The 19,445-nt window shown below is 45.1% G+C and carries 19 protein-coding genes; 5 read left to right on the plus strand and 14 right to left on the minus strand.

All coding sequences use genetic code 11. The features are described 5' to 3' along the window. Positions 1–243: 243 nt before the first annotated feature. The 12 genes from trpS to pilM form a co-directional block, all read right to left on the minus strand. Positions 244–1,260, minus strand: a complete 1,017-nt coding sequence (gene trpS / locus L3V36_RS16540) for a tryptophan--tRNA ligase (protein WP_004729658.1) — start codon at positions 1,258–1,260, stop codon at positions 244–246. Between the two features lie 175 nt (positions 1,261–1,435). After that, a complete protein-coding gene (locus L3V36_RS16545; protein ID WP_017077621.1) occupies positions 1,436–2,122 on the minus strand; it encodes a phosphoglycolate phosphatase in 687 nt (228 codons plus the stop codon). Positions 2,123–2,241: 119 nt separating this feature from the next. Continuing rightward, complete coding sequence (gene rpe / locus L3V36_RS16550) at positions 2,242–2,916, minus strand: ribulose-phosphate 3-epimerase (protein ID WP_029222055.1); 675 nt, start codon at positions 2,914–2,916, stop codon at positions 2,242–2,244. A 200-nt stretch (positions 2,917–3,116) separates the two neighbouring features. Continuing rightward, a complete protein-coding gene (locus L3V36_RS16555) occupies positions 3,117–3,965 on the minus strand; it encodes a Dam family site-specific DNA-(adenine-N6)-methyltransferase (RefSeq protein ID WP_004729661.1) in 849 nt (282 codons plus the stop codon). Positions 3,966–4,034: 69 nt separating this feature from the next. After that, positions 4,035–5,552 carry an AAA family ATPase gene (locus L3V36_RS16560; RefSeq protein ID WP_208775124.1) on the minus strand — a complete coding sequence of 506 codons (1,518 nt, stop codon included), beginning with the start codon at positions 5,550–5,552 and terminating at the stop codon, positions 4,035–4,037. 79 nt (positions 5,553–5,631) lie between these two features. After that, complete coding sequence (aroB, locus tag L3V36_RS16565) at positions 5,632–6,720, minus strand: 3-dehydroquinate synthase (protein WP_004729663.1); 1,089 nt, start codon at positions 6,718–6,720, stop codon at positions 5,632–5,634. Positions 6,721–6,745: 25 nt separating this feature from the next. Continuing rightward, the gene (aroK, locus tag L3V36_RS16570; RefSeq protein ID WP_004729664.1) at positions 6,746–7,264 is read right to left on the minus strand and encodes a shikimate kinase AroK; all 519 of its coding nucleotides are present in this window, start codon (positions 7,262–7,264) and stop codon (positions 6,746–6,748) included. A 176-nt stretch (positions 7,265–7,440) separates the two neighbouring features. Continuing rightward, on the minus strand, positions 7,441–9,159 hold the full coding sequence (locus tag L3V36_RS16575) for a type IV pilus secretin PilQ family protein (RefSeq protein WP_054542267.1): 1,719 nt from the start codon (positions 9,157–9,159) through the stop codon (positions 7,441–7,443). Between the two features lie 35 nt (positions 9,160–9,194). Beyond that, a complete protein-coding gene (locus L3V36_RS16580) occupies positions 9,195–9,713 on the minus strand; it encodes a pilus assembly protein PilP (protein WP_208775150.1) in 519 nt (172 codons plus the stop codon). Further along, the gene (pilO, locus tag L3V36_RS16585) at positions 9,700–10,329 is read right to left on the minus strand and encodes a type 4a pilus biogenesis protein PilO (RefSeq protein WP_017095852.1); all 630 of its coding nucleotides are present in this window, start codon (positions 10,327–10,329) and stop codon (positions 9,700–9,702) included. The genes L3V36_RS16580 and pilO overlap by 14 nt, the downstream gene beginning before the upstream one ends. Next, entirely contained in the window at positions 10,322–10,936 is a 615-nt protein-coding gene (locus L3V36_RS16590) for a PilN domain-containing protein (protein WP_065682837.1), read from the minus strand. The genes pilO and L3V36_RS16590 overlap by 8 nt, the downstream gene beginning before the upstream one ends. Continuing rightward, positions 10,920–11,945, minus strand: coding sequence for a type IV pilus assembly protein PilM (gene pilM, locus L3V36_RS16595; RefSeq protein WP_102453779.1), 1,026 nt, complete (start codon positions 11,943–11,945; stop codon positions 10,920–10,922). Before pilM ends, L3V36_RS16590 begins: the two co-directional genes overlap by 17 nt. Before the next feature lie 151 nt (positions 11,946–12,096). On the opposite strand from pilM, the gene L3V36_RS16600 reads away from it, so the two are divergent. Continuing rightward, complete coding sequence (locus tag L3V36_RS16600) at positions 12,097–14,658, plus strand: PBP1A family penicillin-binding protein (RefSeq protein ID WP_208775122.1); 2,562 nt, start codon at positions 12,097–12,099, stop codon at positions 14,656–14,658. A gap of 112 nt (positions 14,659–14,770) precedes the next feature. Here the strand turns inward: L3V36_RS16600 and oxyR are convergent, their stop codons facing one another. Beyond that, positions 14,771–15,664 carry a DNA-binding transcriptional regulator OxyR gene (gene oxyR / locus L3V36_RS16605; protein WP_017080198.1) on the minus strand — a complete coding sequence of 298 codons (894 nt, stop codon included), beginning with the start codon at positions 15,662–15,664 and terminating at the stop codon, positions 14,771–14,773. On the opposite strand from oxyR, the gene L3V36_RS16610 reads away from it, so the two are divergent. The 3 genes from L3V36_RS16610 (at position 15,663) to L3V36_RS16620 (ending at position 18,421) form a co-directional block, all read left to right on the plus strand. Continuing rightward, on the plus strand, positions 15,663–15,842 hold the full coding sequence (locus L3V36_RS16610) for a hypothetical protein (RefSeq protein WP_017080197.1): 180 nt from the start codon (positions 15,663–15,665) through the stop codon (positions 15,840–15,842). The two genes, oxyR and L3V36_RS16610, sit on opposite strands and share 2 nt — an antisense overlap. A gap of 43 nt (positions 15,843–15,885) precedes the next feature. Beyond that, on the plus strand, positions 15,886–16,614 hold the full coding sequence (locus tag L3V36_RS16615) for a glutathione peroxidase (RefSeq protein ID WP_004729672.1): 729 nt from the start codon (positions 15,886–15,888) through the stop codon (positions 16,612–16,614). Positions 16,615–16,954: 340 nt separating this feature from the next. After that, entirely contained in the window at positions 16,955–18,421 is a 1,467-nt protein-coding gene (locus L3V36_RS16620; protein WP_065682834.1) for a dihydrolipoyl dehydrogenase, read from the plus strand. Positions 18,422–18,580: 159 nt separating this feature from the next. On the opposite strand, the gene L3V36_RS16625 is transcribed toward L3V36_RS16620, so the two are convergent. Then, positions 18,581–18,928, minus strand: a complete 348-nt coding sequence (locus L3V36_RS16625) for a RidA family protein (RefSeq protein WP_004729674.1) — start codon at positions 18,926–18,928, stop codon at positions 18,581–18,583. A gap of 87 nt (positions 18,929–19,015) precedes the next feature. Between L3V36_RS16625 and L3V36_RS16630 the strand changes: the two genes are divergently transcribed. Further along, positions 19,016–19,264, plus strand: a complete 249-nt coding sequence (locus tag L3V36_RS16630) for a DUF3624 domain-containing protein (RefSeq protein WP_102453778.1) — start codon at positions 19,016–19,018, stop codon at positions 19,262–19,264. Positions 19,265–19,445: the final 181 nt, after the last annotated feature.

The following is a 19,445-nucleotide window of genomic DNA, read 5'->3' on the forward strand; positions in this document are numbered from 1 at the left end:
GTCTAACCAGTGATATGCAAAATATTAATAGTAATGATAATTTCTTATTAATATTTCACCCATTAGGGTCTCAGATATTAATAATCACTAGTTTTTCATGATTATTATAATTAGGAATAATAGATAGAATGTTCCAATAATTGATTAGTCGCTTAAATAGAAAGAATCAGAGGAAAGATGATGGATCAAAAAAGCCTCTACATAATAGAGGCTTAGATAGAGGAGAAGTAAAGCTCTTAGTAACTACGGGCGAGTAACAAAACCAACTGCTTCGTATGCTTTTTTCAGTGTCACGGCAGCGCGCTCAGAGGCTTTTTCTGCACCCGCTTTCATTACTGCATCCATGTAAGCACGATCAGCACGGATACGGTGGTATTCAGCTTGGATCGGCTCAAGCATCTCAACCAATGCTGCGCCTACATCTTTCTTGAACGGACCGTACATTTCAACGCCTTGGTATTGCGCTTCGATCTCTTCGAACGTTTTACCCGTCGCTGCAGAGTACAGACCCATTAGGTTAGAGATACCCGCTTTGTTTTCCCAATCGTGAGCAATACGTGGTGGCGTTTCTGCATCCGTTTGCGCTTTGTTGATCTTCTTGATGATCGACTTAGGCTCTTCTAGCAGAGTAATTACGTTCTTACGGTTGTCATCCGACTTAGACATCTTCTTAGTCGCATCTTGCAGGCTCATTACACGTGCATTCACTGTTGGAATGTAAGGTTCTGGCACTTGGAAGATTGGCGTTTCAGGGCCGTAGATGTTGTTAAAGCGATTTGCGATATCACGCGCTAGCTCTAAGTGTTGTTTCTGGTCGCTACCTACTGGCACCTGGTGAGCACCGTAAAGCAGGATGTCTGCAGCCATCAACACTGGGTAGTCGTATAGGCCTACGTTTACGTCGTTTGAGTGACGTGCAGACTTATCTTTAAACTGAGTCATACGGCTCAGTTCACCCATTTGTGTGTAACAGTTAAGAAGCCAACCAAGTTGAGCATGCTCTGGTACGTGTGACTGAACAAATAGCGTGCTCTTCTTTGGATCAACACCGACAGCAAGACAGATTGCTAATGCGTCTAGGGTCGCTTCATGCAGTGCTTTCGGATCTTGGCGAACCGTAATTGCGTGAAGGTCTACAACACAGTATTGGCAATCGTAATCATCTTGCATCTGTTGCCATTGACGTAGAGCACCCAAGTAGTTACCGATACTTAGTTCACCAGATGGTTGAACACCACTCAATACGATGGGCTTGCTCATGCTTTTAATTCCTTTGCTTGTTCGCTAAGCTCGTTAACTTAGTTTCTTAACCTAGTGTCTGAAAAACTTAGCTTCTTAACTTTAAAATAGAAAGCCGCACAGCTCTTCTGTACGGCTCATCCAGTGTACTCATTGATAAGTATTTTGCTAGTAGGTTAGCTAACTTTTGTCCGCTTTATGCTGAAACTAGAACGACATCTAGTAATTGTGCAATGTTGTCTGCGACATAGTCAGGGTTTGATACTGAAATCGGCTCACCGTGGTTATAGCCGTAAGTCAGACCAAACGAGTGGCAGCCTGCGTTCTTAGCCGCTTTGATGTCGTTGCTTGAATCGCCTACCATCAGCATATCTTCAGCCTTCACATTATGCTTTTCCAGCAACCAGTTCAACGCTACTGGGTTCGGCTTTTTCTCTGGGAAAGAGTCGCCACCCAACACATCAACAAAGTACTTATCGATACCGTGCTGCGCCAGAACATCTGGTACAAATTTCGATGGCTTGTTGGTGACAAGCGCCATGGTGAAGCCCGCTTTATCTAGCTCAGCTAACGTCTCTTTAACCGATGGATAAAGGTGGCTTAGCTTATGGCCGCCCTGCTCATAGAAATCATCAAACAGGATACGCGCTTTCTTCAAAAGATCAGGTTCAAGGCTTGGATCAACCGTAAGATTACGGCTCAATGAACGTCCAATAAGAACATCAGCACCATTACCCACATAGTCGCGAACTTGTTCTTCGCTTACTGAAGAAAAACCCAGTTCCTGACAAGCTTGGTCAGCGGCGACAGCCAAATCAGGCACGCTATCTAACAAGGTTCCATCCAAATCAAAGGCAATCAGTTTTATTGAGCTTAATGACATCTTACTTTCCTATTTATTATGTTCGTCTTATGAGTTGAGCTCCAAGACGTAAAAAAGGGGCCAATTAGCCCCTTAATTTAAATTTTTTGATTTTAGGTCAACAGACCCTAGTTCTACTTTTATGCGTTAACTTTTGCAAGCTCTGCACGCATCTCATCAATCACTTCTTTGTAATCTGGTTGATTGAAGATAGCTGAACCGGCAACGAACATATCTGCGCCCGCTTCTGCGATTTCACGGATATTATCTACCTTCACGCCGCCATCAATCTCAAGGCGGATATCACGGCCTGATTCATCAATAAGTTTACGAACAGCGCGCAGCTTATCGAGTGTGTGAGGAATGAAAGATTGACCGCCAAAGCCAGGGTTCACAGACATTAGTAGAATCATATCTACTTTATCTAAGATGTAATCAAGGCAAGAAAGTGGCGTTGCTGGGTTAAGTACGACACCCGCTTTACAGCCGTGTTCTTTGATTAGCTGTAGAGTACGGTCAACGTGCTCAGACGCTTCAACGTGGAAGGTAATCATTGATGCGCCGGCTTTAGCAAACTCAGGTACGATGCTGTCTACTGGCTTAACCATTAGGTGAACATCGATAGGAGCTGTGATGCCGTAGTCGCGCAACGCTTTACAGATCGGTGCACCAAAAGTCAGGTTAGGTACGTAATGGTTATCCATCACATCGAAGTGCACAACGTCGGCACCGGCTGCGAGTACTTTTTCTACGTCTTCACCAAGACGAGCAAAATCTGCAGACAAAATCGATGGAGCGATTAGAAAATCTTTCATACCAAACCTCTTAAGAGTGAGTAAATTGCGAATATCACCGCCTTGTGACATCTCGTACACGAATACAAGACTCAATCCCAAGACTATTTGGTGTGCAATTCTACCTAAGCACCTAAGCAGATTCTAGCAGTTCGAAAGATTAGTTTATGAAAGTACCCGTTGGTCACTCAATTTAATGAGTTCGAGGGTTATGGTGACGACTACAATTCTGTTGAAGCGTGTTGCTGGTTTTTCTCTTTATGAAAAAGTGCCAGTAACTCATCAACTTTATTACGCCCTGCGCCATTACGGCTAATGGTGCGCTTAACCTTGACCACGTTCAGTTCCGCACCATGATATAAACGGCGCGTTAAGGTAGTGTCATGGTTTGAAATCAAGACAGGGATGCCTCGTTCCATTGCCGCTCTTTCTGCAACATCAGCCAAGGCCGCTTGATCATCTAAGCTGAAGCCATTACCCGCATAAGAGGTAAAGTTAGCAGTACTAGACAATGGCGCATAAGGAGGATCACAATAAACCACACAGCCTTTACGGGCGCGGCTAAAGGTCTCGCTATAACCTTCACAAACAAACGTCGCTTTCTTCGCTTTCTCAGCAAAAAACTCCAACTCAGCTTCTGGAAAGTAAGGTTTTTTATAAGAACCAAATGGAACGTTAAAACCGCCCTTCTTGTTGTAACGACACAAGCCATTGAAGCCAAATCGGTTCATATACAAGAAAGCTAACGAGCGATACATGACGTTATCTGTACCATTGAACTCAGCGCGAACATCTAAGAACACTTCTCTACGGTTATTCTCCGGACAGAACCAACGCTTCGCTTCAGTGATATAGGTTTCAGGATCGGTTTTAAGTAGATTGTATAGGTTGATAAGATCGGGATTGATATCTGCAAGCAGGTACTGTTCAAAATCAGTATTCAAAAATACTGAGCCGGCACCGACAAACGGTTCTACCAATTTACGAGCAGGTGGCAGGTGACGTTGGATGTCTTCAACTAGGCCATATTTACCACCAGCCCATTTTAGAAAGGCACGCTGCTTTTTCATTTACTGCTCTATCTATCAACTCAAAAATAAGGCTGCGGAATGTAACATATTTTGAGGCTAAGCTCAGGGTTATTTCGCACGTTCTATCTCTCGATGCACTTGATTCATCGATTTTGCCCAAGGTTCCAACTGCTGAAGTGGTTTTGATAACGCACTTACGGCATCTCGCGCGACTTGAATCGTTGGATAATCTTGATAAGTGATAATAAACCACTTGGTGTCGTTACGAAGTGTTGGATAAATACGAACCTTGTCCTCGACGTCATATTCTTCAATAAAAGACTGAACATCTTCTAATGACGTCATCGCGCTCAACTGTAAGGTATAAGCGCGTGGCGAGATAGCTTGTAACTCTTCGCGAGCAAATGAGAAGGTGATCTTTTTCGTCGGCGGTGTTGATTCCGTTAGGTCAGTATCTTCATCAACTGAAGCTTGTGACTCGTTTTTCGCCGCATCAGGTTGTGCGCTAACCGCGGCACCTGTGTTTTCTTCTACGGCAGCATCAATCGCACTGGTATCGGCACTTTTCGGCTTGTCATCAAGCAAGGCATCAACCACATCAGAAGTAATCACCACACGTTGCTGCTCTTGTTTCACCTCGCCAACACTGGCTGTACCTTCCACCACAACCGGTGGTAAAGATGAACTGTCATCGTCAGCACCTTGATAGCTCATGTCAGCTTCGGCTTCAGAATCTGAAGATCCGTCGACTCCGGCTTGCTCGGTACCACTTTCCACTTCAAACGTTGGGATAGCGGTCTGTTCAATGGGAGCGATAAGTGATTGCGCTTTATCGTCAGGGGTTGGTTGACTGAACATCCACCAATAGCCACCACCAATTAAAATCAACAACAAGGCCACCACAATCGCGATATTGATGGGTGAGCCAATAATTGAGCGAATAATAATCCTTTTTTCCACTTTCAATTCTCCTAAAGCCATTAACTCGCCAGGCAAAGGTTGCGCTTTATTAAACGCACGTCGCACGCGAGTTTCAGACTCATCATCAACATATCGAATCACTAGGGATTCAAAGAAATGTTCCGCTTCTGGTTGAGAAAGATCATCGATCTCGAGGTCTATAGGCTTGTGTGGTTGCCCGTAACTAAGACGTGTTAGTAGCGTGTCTAGATGGCCAATTTCCGAGAAGAGAACGATATTGATCGTCCATTGAGGGTTTGATTGAGCTTCAAGTACCAACATCCATAATTCGGATACCAATAGCTCAGACAGTCGGTGGGCATCATCTACAACGATAACCACATTACACGACTCTCCATCCAGTAGCCTTGCGAGACTATCTGATAAAGAATCATGTTGATTAAACAGGGGTTCAGAAACAATTTGGCTAAGAATAAGCGCGCGACGTTGTTGATCGTCTTGGCTTGGGTGACAAAGCAGTAAACACTGATTTTTTTCTGTCGACCATGCTTCAAGGTAACGTTGAGCCAACCAAGATCGGCCAGAGCCAGCTTTGCCCGCAACCGTTACAAGGTTTGAACCAAAGTTAGTCAAAAGCTGTAAGCGCTCTAGCAGCTCAACTTGAGATTCTAACTCTAATACTCTTAATTCATGAGCCAAACTCATTGGGGATCCCTACTGATAAGATCGATCAGTAAAACGCTTCAGCTACCTAGAGTTTAGCTAGGCAACCTCACAACCAAATTTAAAGAGTACGGCAGAAATCAATCGCTTGTTTAATGATGTCTTGAGGCACATCAGCGACCACTTCAGCGGTACCAATACTTGTTGGTAATACCAAACGTAACTGACCAGACAGCACTTTTTTATCACGCATCATGTGCTTCATAAAGTCTTCAAAAGACATACTTTCTGGCGTATGGATTGGCAGTTTCGCATTCTTGAGTATAGAAATAATTCGCTCAAGTTGCTGCTGAGAGATCAGTCCCTGTAATTGAGCGGTTTTCGCTGCCATTACAGTGCCTGACGACACAGCTTCACCATGTAGCCAATTACCATAGCCTAGTTCTGCTTCGATCGCATGACCAAATGTATGACCTAGGTTCAATAACGCTCTGATTCCTGACTCTTTTTCATCTATAGCAACCACTTCAGCCTTAATTGCACAACAACGAGCAATCGCGGTAATCAGTGCATCTTCATCAAGTTGATAAAGTTTCTCTAGATTCTGTTCCAACCAATCAAAGAAGACTTCATCGTAAATGATGCCGTATTTGATCACCTCAGCAATGCCCGCTGCGAACTCACGCTCTGGAAGCGTTGATAAGCAGTTAGTATCGATGATGACAGATTTGGGTTGGTAAAAAGCGCCGATCATATTCTTGCCAAGGGGATGGTTCACTGCAGTTTTACCACCTACAGAGGAGTCCACTTGAGAAAGAAGGGTCGTCGGGATTTGAATGAAATCAATACCGCGCTGGTAGCAAGAGGCAGCAAAACCGACCAAATCACCGATAACACCACCACCCAAAGCAATCACCACCACATCGCGGCTGTAATTTCCTTCAAGCATGTAGCTCATCACTGAGTTGAACGTTTCAAGTGTTTTGTATTGCTCACCGTCTGGCAACTCTAAAAGAGAAGTTTGACAGCCTACTTGATCCAACAACGATAAAATTTTATCGGCATAAAGAGGCGCTACTGTCACATTACTGATAACAACAACTTTCTGTTTGCCTGATAAAAAAGAAAGGTACGCCGGGTCTTCAAATAACCCGGCGCCAATAGAGATAGGGTAGCTACGCTCAGCTAGATTGACCGTAATCCGTTCCATGGGTTTGCTCTCCGAAAAAATGAACTTAACGTTCTTCTAGCATTTTTACGATCTGGTTGGCTACCACTTTTGCACTTTGATCGTCGGTACGAACTGTATAGTCCGCCACTTCGTCGTATAGTGCGTTGCGAGATACAGCTAGATCTTCTAGCACATCACGCGGGTTGTCTGTTTGAAGTAGAGGGCGTTTCTTGTCGCGGTTAGTGCGAGCAAGTTGCTTTTCAATTGTTGTTTCTAGGTATACAACAATGCCTCGTGCAGATAGACGGTTACGGTTTTCTTTGCTCAGCACTGAACCACCGCCTGTCGCAAGAACAATACCTTGTTCTTCTGTCAGATCGTTGATTACAGATTCTTCGCGCTTACGGAAACCATCTTCGCCCTCAACATCAAAAACCCATGCGATGTCTGCGCCAGTGCGCTCTTCGATCACAGTGTCAGAGTCTAGAAACTCCATATGAAGTTGGGAAGCTAGGTGTCTACCAATTGTACTTTTGCCGGCGCCCATTGGGCCAACAAGAAAAATATTGCGTTTCTCAGCCATGTTTTTAGCAGTAATTTACAACGTTAATTCAATGACATCGCCACAAGGTAGGTCAGTACAAGTACTGAAATTAAAAGGCCCGTGGCACCGATTCCTCACAGATAATTCGTGATAAGACCCGAAATTATCAAGGTTAGGTGCCACTAATGCAACTTTATTTTTAATCTAATTGTTCATTACTGAATCACAACTTTGGGTGTAACAAAAATAAGTAGTTCACTTTTACCCACATTTTCATAGCTACGACGGAATAATGCACCCAAAACTGGCAGGTCTCCTAACAGAGGAACTTTGTCCACTGTACTGCTCACACTGTGCTGAAATATCCCGCCAAGTACGACTGTTTCACCATTATTAACAAGCACTTGCGTCCCTATGCGTTGAGTATCAATGGCAACAGCCTCACCCGTTCCGGTTTTCACTACTTGCCCTGGCCTATCTTGAGTCACGCTTAAATCCAATACCAAACGATTGTCGGGCGTGATTTGTGGTGTCACCTTAAGACTCAACACTGCTTTCTTAAATGCGACCGAAGTAGCACCACTTGAAGACGACTCTAAATAAGGAATTTCAGTACCTTGCTCAATATAAGCGGGTTTTTTATTGGTGGTGATTAAACGTGGGCTGGAAATAATCTCAGCTTTTGACTCTTGTTGTAGTGCCGACAATTCAAGATCAAGCAAGGTATCTGAACCCAGTTTGGCCACCTGAAACGCAATGCTTGATGCATTAGGAGATGTCGCCCCTAGATTAACGTTGAGGAAATCGTCAATCGCACTGTTCCCACCATTATCGTCATACGGCGTAATTTGCGATGGATGGTTACCCTCTATCGAGCCGCCAACTTTGAAGCTACCGTTGGTGGAAGAAACACCCCAACGCACCCCTAACTCATCAAGGTTACCCTCGGTAACGGTTACAATGCGCGCCTCTATCTGGACTTGCTTCACGGGGATGTCCAAAGATTCAATGATGCCTCGTATCACGGCAATGTTTTCTTCCAGTTCACGAATCAATAGGGAATTAGTGCGTTCATCAATGGTAATCGAGCCACGATCGGACAACATGCTCACCGCACCTTCACCGCCAATCATGTCGGCAATGTCGGTGGCTTTAGCAAAATTAATCTTGATGATTTCCGACTTAAGCTCCCCTAACTCCTCTTCCAAGCGAGATTTCTCTAACGCTTGTTGCTCTCGAAGATCGAGTTCTGCTTTTGGCGCCACCAAAATAACATTGCCATCAACGCGCTTATCTAGTCCTTTAACTTGCAAGATAATGTCGAGAACTTGCTGCCAAGGTACGCCATCTAAACGTAAAGTGAGGTTACCCGCTACTGAGTCAGACACCACGAGATTGAAATCGTTGTAGTCAGCAATCAGCTGCAGGACATTTCGTACCGGGATATCTTGGAAGTTAATCGATATCAGTTTGCCCTCTTTTTCTAAAACGCTTTTCTCTTTGGTCGCTTCATTGATAACAGGCTTGCTGATCACCACCTCTATGAAACGACCTTTTAGGTTATATTCATACTGATAGTCACCAGCGATCGTCGCCAACAGTCGTGTGCTGGACGTCTCTTTATAGACTTCAATACCTTCCACTAGGGTCGCGAAATCCTTCACATCCAAAAGATAAAGCTTATCGTCATTAACTTGAGTATTGAGTAATTCGATACTTAACCCTTCCTGAGCACGTTGAACATCCACCACAGCGGTGCTGGTTGCCAGCTCAATAATAATGACGGCGTCTTTATCTTTGTTTACCCTAAAATCAATATTCTCCAATTGATTAGGTAAGCTCTCAGCGTGACTGAGCACACTAAAGACCAACATCACAGACACAGCAAAACCTTGTAGAGCCTTGCTCACTAATCCACTTATTCCTTTAATCATATTTACATCTCATATCCACATCATGTGACATTGGTTTACTTCAGAGCCAGTCTAACGTTGCGCTTATGCCAACAACCTAAGCCATCTGGAAGAGTTTCATTAATCTGAACGTACTGGCTCGTCACTTTAGTAACTCGGCCGTTGTTTAAGCCGATAAACTGGCCTTTTTTGACGTTTACCACGTTCCCTTTGGGTGTTTGCACTACCCCAAATACACTTGTTCCGCTTCCCATGACGCCTCTTAAACGAAGCTTACTCAAAGGGTACTTCTCTAATTTCCCATTACGAGAACGCGCGCTAGGTTGCCAACAGTCCTTCTTAACTAAAGGCTGGTTTTGCACGATGGCTTCTTTAGGCAGTTCAAACGGAGGACGAAAGGCTCGCCGCTGATAAGTAGCGGCCAAAAACTCAGTCGCAGGAACCAATTGTTCCACCTCTTTTCTCGCTTTGGCCTCAACTTGCACTACAAAGTCTTCTAACGAATCTTCATTCGCTTTACAGCCCGTGAGCACAAGCAATAGTAATGTTGAATAAAACACGCTATTGGGTTTCATCATTGACCTCCGATTTAAATTGGTAGGTATAAGCTCGAACCCTGAAGTGCAGCGTGCTACTTTCTTGACTGACTCGCTGCCAATTCACGTCATCAAAGCTGATGATGCGTGGCAGCTTAGCGATGGCCGCAGAGAAATCACCAATCTCGTGGTAGTCACCCGTCAGCTCGATGTTGAGCGGTAAACGATAAAGAAACTCTTTGTTCTGCTTCTGCCCCCAGTCAATTCGCGTAAATGTCAGCTTATTATCCAATCCAAGCTCATTCACAGAGGCCAACATACTGGCGAGCTCTTTTTGAACGGGCAATTGCTCCAATAGATAGTCGTAACGGCTAGTTAGCTCATCCAACTGGCTCTGAAGCTTAGGTAAGGCCGCAACCTTATTGGCCTTTATTCTCAAGGTCGCTTTTAAGGTCTGCTCCTGTTGCTTCATCTGTTGCAGTTCATCGTCGAGCGGCAGCACATAAAGCCAAGTGCCAACACCTTGGATTAACACTATCAACACCAGAATCACGAGAAGCTGAGGCAACAATGGCCATTCGGTGATCTCATCAAGATCGAGATCTTGCAAACTCATCCTGTTTTGCCAACTAATCTTATTTTGAAGGTTAGCCATGATTCGCCCCCTTCTCTTTTATGTTCGCGGTGGTGCTCTCTGCGGTCGTGCTTTCTAAAGACACAGGGCTAAACACAAAAGAGACCTTAAAGGTCTGAAACTCTTTATTGAAGCGCTTGCGATTATGAACGATAGAGTGCATCTCGACCCCTTTCAGAGAATCTGAACGCTCGAGGTTGTCCAACATCGTAGCGAGACGAGCAGTACTGTCGCTAATGCCCGACATTTCAATCTCCTGACCATTCATCTTTATCTTGTCGACATACACACCCTCGGGAATCAGCTCCGGCATCAGGTTCATAAAGTCGGTGGTCTTGTTGCGACCAAGCTGCAACGATTCGACTACATCAAGCCTAGTCAAAATCGCTTTATGCTCCTGCTCTGCGACCTTTAATGACTGAATCTGTCGGTCGAGCTCGGCAATATATCGATTGAGGTAACTAAGACGTGCTTGCTGCTTGGCTTGTTGGTCGTAAAAATAGTGACCAACCGCCCATTGCCCTGCAAGCGCGATGATGACACCAAGAATGATCAGATGGATAAAGCGCTTCTTATGCTGAGCGCGAATCTCATCACGCCACGGCAGCAGGTTAATTTGATGCAACATGCTTTTCTCCCTGCCACTTGAGTCCACTCATCGCCATACCCGCCGCAATACCGAAATGTTGCCAGTTCGTTGGTAACCGACGTCGCTTCGCCACCTTATTCTCAAATAGAGATAAAGGGTTCAGTGACTCGCAACTCAACTGAAAATGACGTTCTAGCTCTTCGGTTACCATAGGAATGCTGGCGCCCTCGCCCATCAGCCAGATCCCTGAGATAGGTTGCTGTGCATTTCCTGATGAATAGAGCTGTAATTGACGCTTGAGCTTCTCAATCAAATTAACAATAAATTGATGTATATCTTCAGTGGTGGCGAACACACTCTCGATATCACTTGCAGCACCATGGCTACGAAGATCTTTGGTACCAAAAGCGATATCTTTATAAAACGGTGCCAAACCTTGTGGAATAATGCCTAACGACGTTTGGTCGATTCCCACATCCACCAGCAGCCAATTTTTCTTTTCGGGGTACAGGCGCGATGCCATTTGCCAGATGTTAAGCAACCCATGCGCCTGTGTGTCTACCACCACAGGTTTAAAACCAGCTTTGGTCAAAGCATCCGCTCGGCTATCCACCACTTCTTTACGAGTGGCGTATACCTGATAACTGCTTGTCGAACCTTTACCAAATCGTTTGTCTTCCAGCTTTACAAAATCTAAACTCAGCTCCTCTATCGGAAAGGGAGATTGATGAGCAAAGGTTTGATAGATCGCAAACTCCTTTTCTCTGTCTTCTAACTCACTCTCTATTTGCAGTACTTTGCTGATCACCGTGTTATCAGGTACTGAAATGGCGACGTTGCAACAGCCAAAAGGCAGCCCTTTCCTAAGTTCTTTAAGTTTCTTAACAGTTTTCTGATACTCCAAAGTATGGTTAGCTGTAAAAATGTCGTCCGAAATCGGCAGCTCTTTGTATCCCACTAGGGCATACGACTCCCCCACGGGTTTTAGTACCACGGCTTTGATGCTGTGATGATTTATATCTATACCTGTAATTAATGATGAACCCATGTGACCTAGCTCCTGAAGTGCCAAGCATTTCGTTGATTATCTAGGGGTTGTGATTATTAGTTAAATAAGCGTTAATAAACGAAAGCTAAGTTTTTAGCCTAGAGTACAAGGGTTTGCTGCTTATCAGCCTTAACTAATCAGGGATTATCCGGTGAAGTTCATAAAGCGATTATTCATATTTACATTGATTTGCATGATTCTTGGAGTCAGTACAATTTTTGGGTTTTATTATTACGTAAAACCAGAGTTGCCTGATGTTGCCACTTTGCGTGACGTGAAGCTCCAAACGCCAATGCAAGTCTTCAGTCAAGACGGTAAGTTGATCTCTCAATTTGGCGAAAAGCGTCGCAACCCAGTGACTTATGACGAGATTCCTCGCCACTTAGTTGAAGCTCTGATTGCCACCGAAGATAGCCGTTTTTACGAACACCCAGGTATTGATCCAATCGGTATCACCCGTGCAGCGCTCGTCGTCGCAATGTCGGGTTCAGCCAAACAAGGGGCGAGCACCATTACTCAGCAGCTTGCGCGTAACTTCTTCTTATCTAATGAGAAAAAGATCATGCGTAAGATTAAAGAGATCTTCATTGCGATCCACATTGAGCAACTGCTTAGCAAAGAAGAGATCATGGAGCTTTATGTAAATAAGATCTTCCTTGGTCACCGCTCGTACGGTTTTGGCGCGGCTGCGCGTGTTTATTTCGGAAAGGATCTCCCTGAGCTCACCCTGAGTGAAATTGCTACGCTGGCGGGTATGCCAAAAGCACCGTCCACGATGAACCCTATCTATTCGATTGAGCGCGCGACTCACCGTCGTAACGTGGTATTACGTCGTATGTTAGACGAGAAATACATCACTCAAGCAGAGTTCGATGAAGCTCGTAGCGAGACATTGATATCGAAATACCACGGTGCAGAGATTGAACTGAGCGCGCCGTATGTTGCTGAAGTAGCACGTGCGTGGATGGTTGAACGCTATGGCGAAGCCGCTTACACATCAGGTATGAAGGTTTACACGACCGTTGATTCGAAACTGCAAAAAGCAGCGAACCAAGCGGCGATTAAGAACCTACTTGGCTACGATGAGCGTCACGGCTACCGTGGTGCAGAAAAAGTATTGTGGCAGACGGCTCAATCAGCTTGGGATCAGGAACAAATCGTTAAACACCTTAAGTCTCAACCAACCTATGGTGACTTAGTCCCTGCGGTTGTTACCGCGGTTGATTCGAAAAGCGCTCAAGTTTGGGTTAAAAACCAAGGCGAAGGCACTATTGAGTGGCAAGGCATGAACTGGGCGCGTAAATTCCTAACGGATAATCGCCAAGGACCAGCCCCTTCTCAAGCGAAAGAGATTCTTGCTGTTGGTGAGCAAGTTTGGGTTCGCCATGAAGCAATTACAGGAGACGAAGTATCTGAAGAGCCGACAGAAGAGTCAGCAGAGGCGAAGTCAGAAACACCTGTTGAATGGCGACTAAGCCAAGTACCCAATGCGAACACTGCTTTTGTTGCAATGAACCCGAACAACGGCGCGGTATTGTCGATGGTGGGTGGCTTTAACTTTGTTCACAACAAATTCAACCGTGCGACGCAATCTATTCGTCAGGTGGGTTCTGGTATCAAACCATTTATCTACTCAGCGGCGATTGATAAAGGCTTAACGTTAGCATCACTGATCAACGATGCGCCTATCAATCAATGGGATAAGAGCCAAGGTACCGCATGGCGACCAAAGAACTCACCACCGACCTACGTGGGTCCTACGCGTTTACGTATTGGTTTAGCTCAATCTAAAAACGTAATGGCTGTGCGTGTGCTGCGTGAAGTTGGTTTAGATGATACTCGTAATTACCTAACTCGTTTTGGTTTTGATATTGACGAAGTACCGCGCTCTGAAACCATTGCTCTAGGTGCGGGTAGCTTAACGCCAATGAAAGTAGCACAAGGTTATTCAGTATTCGCTAATGGCGGCTACTACGTTGAACCTTTCTACATCAGCCGCATTGAAACACCATATGGTGAGACTGAATTTGAAGCGACACCAAAAGTGGTTTGTAAGGACAATTGCGATCATAAGGTTGCCACAGACCCAATGGCCGATGAGTTTGTGGAGCAAGATGTGGATGCCAAAGTGCAATACGCGCCTCAAGTCATCTCTGAACAGAACGCATTCCTTGTTCGTGAAATGATGTACAGCAACATCTGGGGCGGTGGTGACTGGAGTGCTGGCACAGGTTGGAATGGTACAGGTTGGCGAGCTCAGCCGTTGAAGCGTCGTGACATTGGCGGTAAAACCGGTACAACCAATGACTCGAAAGATACATGGTACAGCGGCTACGGCCCTGGCATGGTGGCAACGGTATGGGTTGGTTTTGATAACCACAACCGTAACCTAGGTCGAACTAAAGCGAACTCTAACCTTGGCAAGAGCCAGATTACAGGTGCCGAAGCGGGCGCTAAAACGGCAGAGCCTGCATGGGTTGATTTCATGGGTACGGCGTTAGCGGGCGTTCCTGCTGAGCGTAAAGAGATTCCGGAGAACATCGTTCGTGTTCGTATCGACCGTGAAACTGGCTTACTGACTAATAAGTTCGATAGCTCATCAATGTTCGAGTACTTCGAGAAAGGCACAGAGCCAACTGAGTACATCACTGAACGTTTCAATGATGACATCTACTCAACGTCATCAGGCGAAGCAGTAGAAGAGCTATTCTAGCTAGGGTTTGTTGAACTTAGTAAGATGAACCAACAAAAAAGGGTTGATATGAATTCATATCAACCCTTTTTTTATATCTACATCTGAACGAACTCCACTCTAAACTCGAGTGCTAAGCCGTTTTTTCCAATTGAGTTCGGATAGCCTCAGCCAGTTGTTCAAAACGCCCCTTTAGCGGAGAGCCCGGTCGGTAGGCAACAACAATGCGACGTGAAGGTGTTGGATTCACCGCTGGCACGTAACACACACCATCTTTTTGTTTTTCCTTTGGAACCGATAACTGAGGTAACAAGGTAATGCCCGCCCCTGCCGCTACCATGTTACGCAGCGTTTCTAAGCTGGTCGCTTTAAAGCGTTCATCATCTTTTGCACCCGCAGCAAAACAGAAGCCCAAAGCTTGATCTCGTAAGCAGTGACCATCACCCAGCGCAAGTACGGTTTGTCCATTTAATTGCAGCATATCGACAGCATCCTGCTGTGCCCATTCATGATCACACGGCACGGCAACGCTTAATGGCTCGTCATAGACATCAATCTCTTTGAACGCCGCCGTTTCATCTACCGCAGCCAGCACCAAGCAATCAAGCTTGCCATCTTCTAACTGGCTCACTAACTGATGTGTCTGCGCTTCGTGCAGGTAAAGCTCAAGGTCTGGGAAACTCTCTTTTAGATAAGGAATGATCTTAGGCAAAATGTACGGGCCAACGGTCGGGATAAAACCAATATGCATCGGCCCCGTCATCGCTTCACCGTGTCCACTTGCCATATCTTTAAACGTCTTTACCTCGTTGAGAATGCGCTTGGCTTGCTCAACAAGTTGTAAACCTGATTCTGTAAATATTACCTTCCTTGGGCTACGCTCGGTTAACTGAAGTCCAATTTCATCTTCCAGTTTGCGTATTTGACCGCTCAATGTCGGCTGACTTACAAAGCACGCTTCTGCTGCTTTTCGAAAATGTTTGTGCTCAGCGAGCGCCACCAAGTATTCAAAGTCACGAATGTTCATGCTCAGTCTCTTACCTCAGGTTTTAATAAGAACAAGGGTTTTAATAGAAACATTTAAAAGAAAAATGCTCTTGATAGAATTTACCTATCAAAACCATAACATCAAACGATTAGAGCTATCAAAGGATTTATCTAATAATGGGCTCAACGAAACGAAACAGAGCAAAGAAAAACGTTAAGCTCTGATAGAACAAAATTAAAATACTATTTAAGGAAATCAATATGTTTGCATCTAAAGAAGGTCAATCAATCCCTCAAGTAACATTCCCAACTCGCCAAGGTGATGCATGGGTTAACGTAACGACGGAAGAGCTATTCAAAGACAAGACAGTTATCGTATTCAGCCTACCAGGTGCGTTTACACCAACATGTTCTTCAAGCCACCTACCTCGTTACAACGAGCTGCACTCTGTATTCAAAGAAAACGGTGTTGATGACATCCTTTGTGTTTCTGTAAACGACACGTTCGTAATGAACGCATGGAAAGCAGACCAAGAAGCTGAAAAAATCACATTCATCCCAGATGGCAACGGTGACTTCACAGACGGCATGGGTATGCTAGTTGAGAAAAACGACATCGGCTTTGGCAAACGTTCATGGCGCTACAGCATGCTGGTTAAAAACGGCGTGGTAGAAAAAATGTTCATCGAAGAAGACGTACCAGGCGACCCGTTCAAGGTTTCTGATGCTGATACTATGCTTAACTACCTTGCTCCTGAACACAAAGAGCAAGAGTCAATCACAGTATTCACTAAGCCAGGCTGTCCTTTCTGTATGAAAGCGAAACAGAACCTAATCGACAAAGGTCTAAACTACGAAGAAGTGGTTCTAGGTAAAGACGCAACAACAGTAAGCCTACGTGCAATCTCTGGTCGCACTACCGTTCCTCAAGTATTCATCGGTGGCAAACACATCGGTGGTAGCGAAGAACTAGAAACTTTCCTAGGTTAATCACTTAGTCGCTAATAAACGCTTAGCAATTAAATAACCTAAGTAATTAAATAGCTTAGTAATACCCGCTAACCCACCCTCTTGTGGGTTAGCTATTCCAAACCACTCTTATCTGAACTTTGGAAAAAGATACAGCTTCTGACTCGCCAACTTTTAACTAACCTATAGTTAATTAAAAGAAGAGTTAGCAACAAGAAGCAGTGAGTAACAAAAAGCTGAATCACAAGCTAAACCTAATAAAACAGAATCACAAAACTGACCCACAATCCTGACTCTCAAAAAATCACCAGAGTTGGAGGGGTTCGTTCACACTAAATTTAGCCATTGCGAGAAAATTATTATGAAACAAGTCAATGTAGATGTAGCAGTTATCGGGGGCGGTACAGCAGGTCTAGGTTCTTACCGCGCTGCAAAAGCACACACTGACAGTGTCGTGATGATTGAAGGCGGCCCTTACGGTACAACCTGTGCTCGTGTTGGTTGTATGCCATCTAAACTGCTTATTGCAGCTGCAGAAAGTGTACATCACATCGAGAAAGCTCCGGCTTTTGGCGTTCACCCACAAGGTGATATCGTGATTAACGGCCGTGAAGTGATGGACCGAGTGAAATTTGAACGTGACCGTTTTGTTGGTTTTGTTTTAGAAGGTGTTGATGAAATCCCAGAGCAAGACAAGATCTCTGGCTACGCAAAGTTCTTAGACGACAACACGCTACAAATCGATGACCACACGGTTGTCAGCGCTAAGCGTATTGTTATCGCGACCGGCTCTCGCCCTGCATACCCTGCAGTTTGGAATGAACTTGGTGACCGCCTGATCATTAACGATGACGTGTTCAGCTGGGATGATTTACCAGAATCGGTTGCGGTATTTGGCCCGGGCGTTATTGGCCTAGAGCTTGGTCAGTCACTGCATCGCTTAGGTGTGAAGACCAAACTGTTCGGTTTGGGTGGTCAAGTGGGTCCAGTAACCGACCCTGAAATCATGGCGTATGCAGATAAAGCCTTCAATGAAGAGTTCTACCTAGATGCTGACGTAAAAATCGAAAGCATGAAACGTATTACTACTGAATCAGGTGAGGCGCGCGTCGAAATCCAGTTCATCAATAAGCAAGGTGAACTAGAAACCAACATCGTTGAGTATGTGCTGGCAGCAACAGGCCGTCGTCCTAACACTGATAAGCTTGGCCTAGAGAATACCTCTCTTGAGCTTGATGAGCGTGGTGTTCCAATTGCCGATCACTACACGCTACAAACATCACTGCCATCAGTATTTATTGCCGGTGATGCAAGCAACCAACTGCCTCTACTGCATGAAGCAGCAGACCAAGCACGTATTGCGGGTGATAATGCAGGTCGCTTCCCTGAGATTCGCGCAGGCTTACGCCGCTCTAAAATCTCAGCGGTATTCTCTGACCCACAAATCGCGATGGTTGGTGAAACATACAAAGAGATCATAACTCGCTTAGGCACATGTGGTTGTTTCGCAACGGGTGAAGTGTCTTTCGAGAACCAAGGTCGTTCACGAGTGATGCTACGTAACAAAGGTATTCTGCACGTTTACGGCGAGCAAGGTACCGGCCGCTTCCTTGGTGCTGAAATGATGGGACCAAACGCAGAACACTTGGCTCACCTATTAGCTTGGGCACACCAGAAAAAGATGACGGTTTCTGAAATGTTGGATATGCCATTTTACCACCCAGTAATTGAAGAAGGTGTACGAACAGCGCTACGTGACCTGAATGCGAAACTGCACCTTGGTCCGGAGATGGTGAAACACTGTCTAGATTGTGGCCCTGGTTGTTAATCTCAGGCTATCGTTAGCCATGAGCAAACGCTAGATACTAAAAAGGAAAGCCATTGGCTTTCCTTTTTGTTTTTGGCTTCGAGCATCGTCATTCCAGAGCCGAGGGACGAGGTATCTGGAATCTCTTGAAGCCATTACTTGTCGCTAAAGGCTTAGCGATTACTTCTCAGCAGCAATCACCGAGATCTCAACAAGTAACGCTTCACGAGCCATGTCGCCCGTCACACATGCGCGAGCTGGAGCGTGACCTTCTGGAACCCATGCATCCCAAACTGCATTCATTTCTTGGAAGTCTTTCATGTCTTTCAAGTAAATCGTTGCTGACAGCATGTGTTCCTTGTCGCTACCCGCTTGCTCAAGTAGGGCTTCCACTTTATCCAGCATCGTTTGTGTTTGCTCAGTGATGTCTTTGGTTGCATCAGCACACACTTGGCCACATAGGTAGATAGTGCCGTTGTGTTTAACAATACGGCTCATGCGTTGTTTGGTTTCTTGGCGCTCAATCATCGACTTTCTCTCTCTGTGTCACCGTGATCCAATATCTTGTGACGTGTTATTATCAAGGCAACAAGCATAACGCGAATCAAACCTAAGATGACATGCATTCATTGCAATAAAAGTGAAAAAATCCGTAACAAACTCGGCCGCTGCCAGCGCTGTATGAATCAGCTGATGGTGTTGTCGATTTTAAGTTGGGGAGCATGGTGGGTGTTTTTCAAAGAAGACCCAAAAACCATCAATGCCATCGCTTTGATGATGGCCGCTTTCGCATTCAGTAGCTTGCTGTCGTTACATGGGATAATGAAATTTGTCGTGCTGCCTTTAAGGAACAAAAAGCGCTAACAGAGAGACTTTGCTAGATAAGTGATAAAGACTAGATAAGCGATAAAGGCTAGATGCCCAATTAAATGACCCGACTTAGCAAGCCATCATCATTTCCCAAACAGCAGATAGAAAAAAGCCCCAGAACCAATCGATTCTAGGGCTTTCTTAGAAAATTCTAAGAAAAAGCAGTGGTACTTTA

The organism is Vibrio sp. G-C-1 (assembly GCF_021728015.1).
In the GTDB taxonomy this organism is placed as follows: domain Bacteria; phylum Pseudomonadota; class Gammaproteobacteria; order Enterobacterales; family Vibrionaceae; genus Vibrio; species Vibrio splendidus.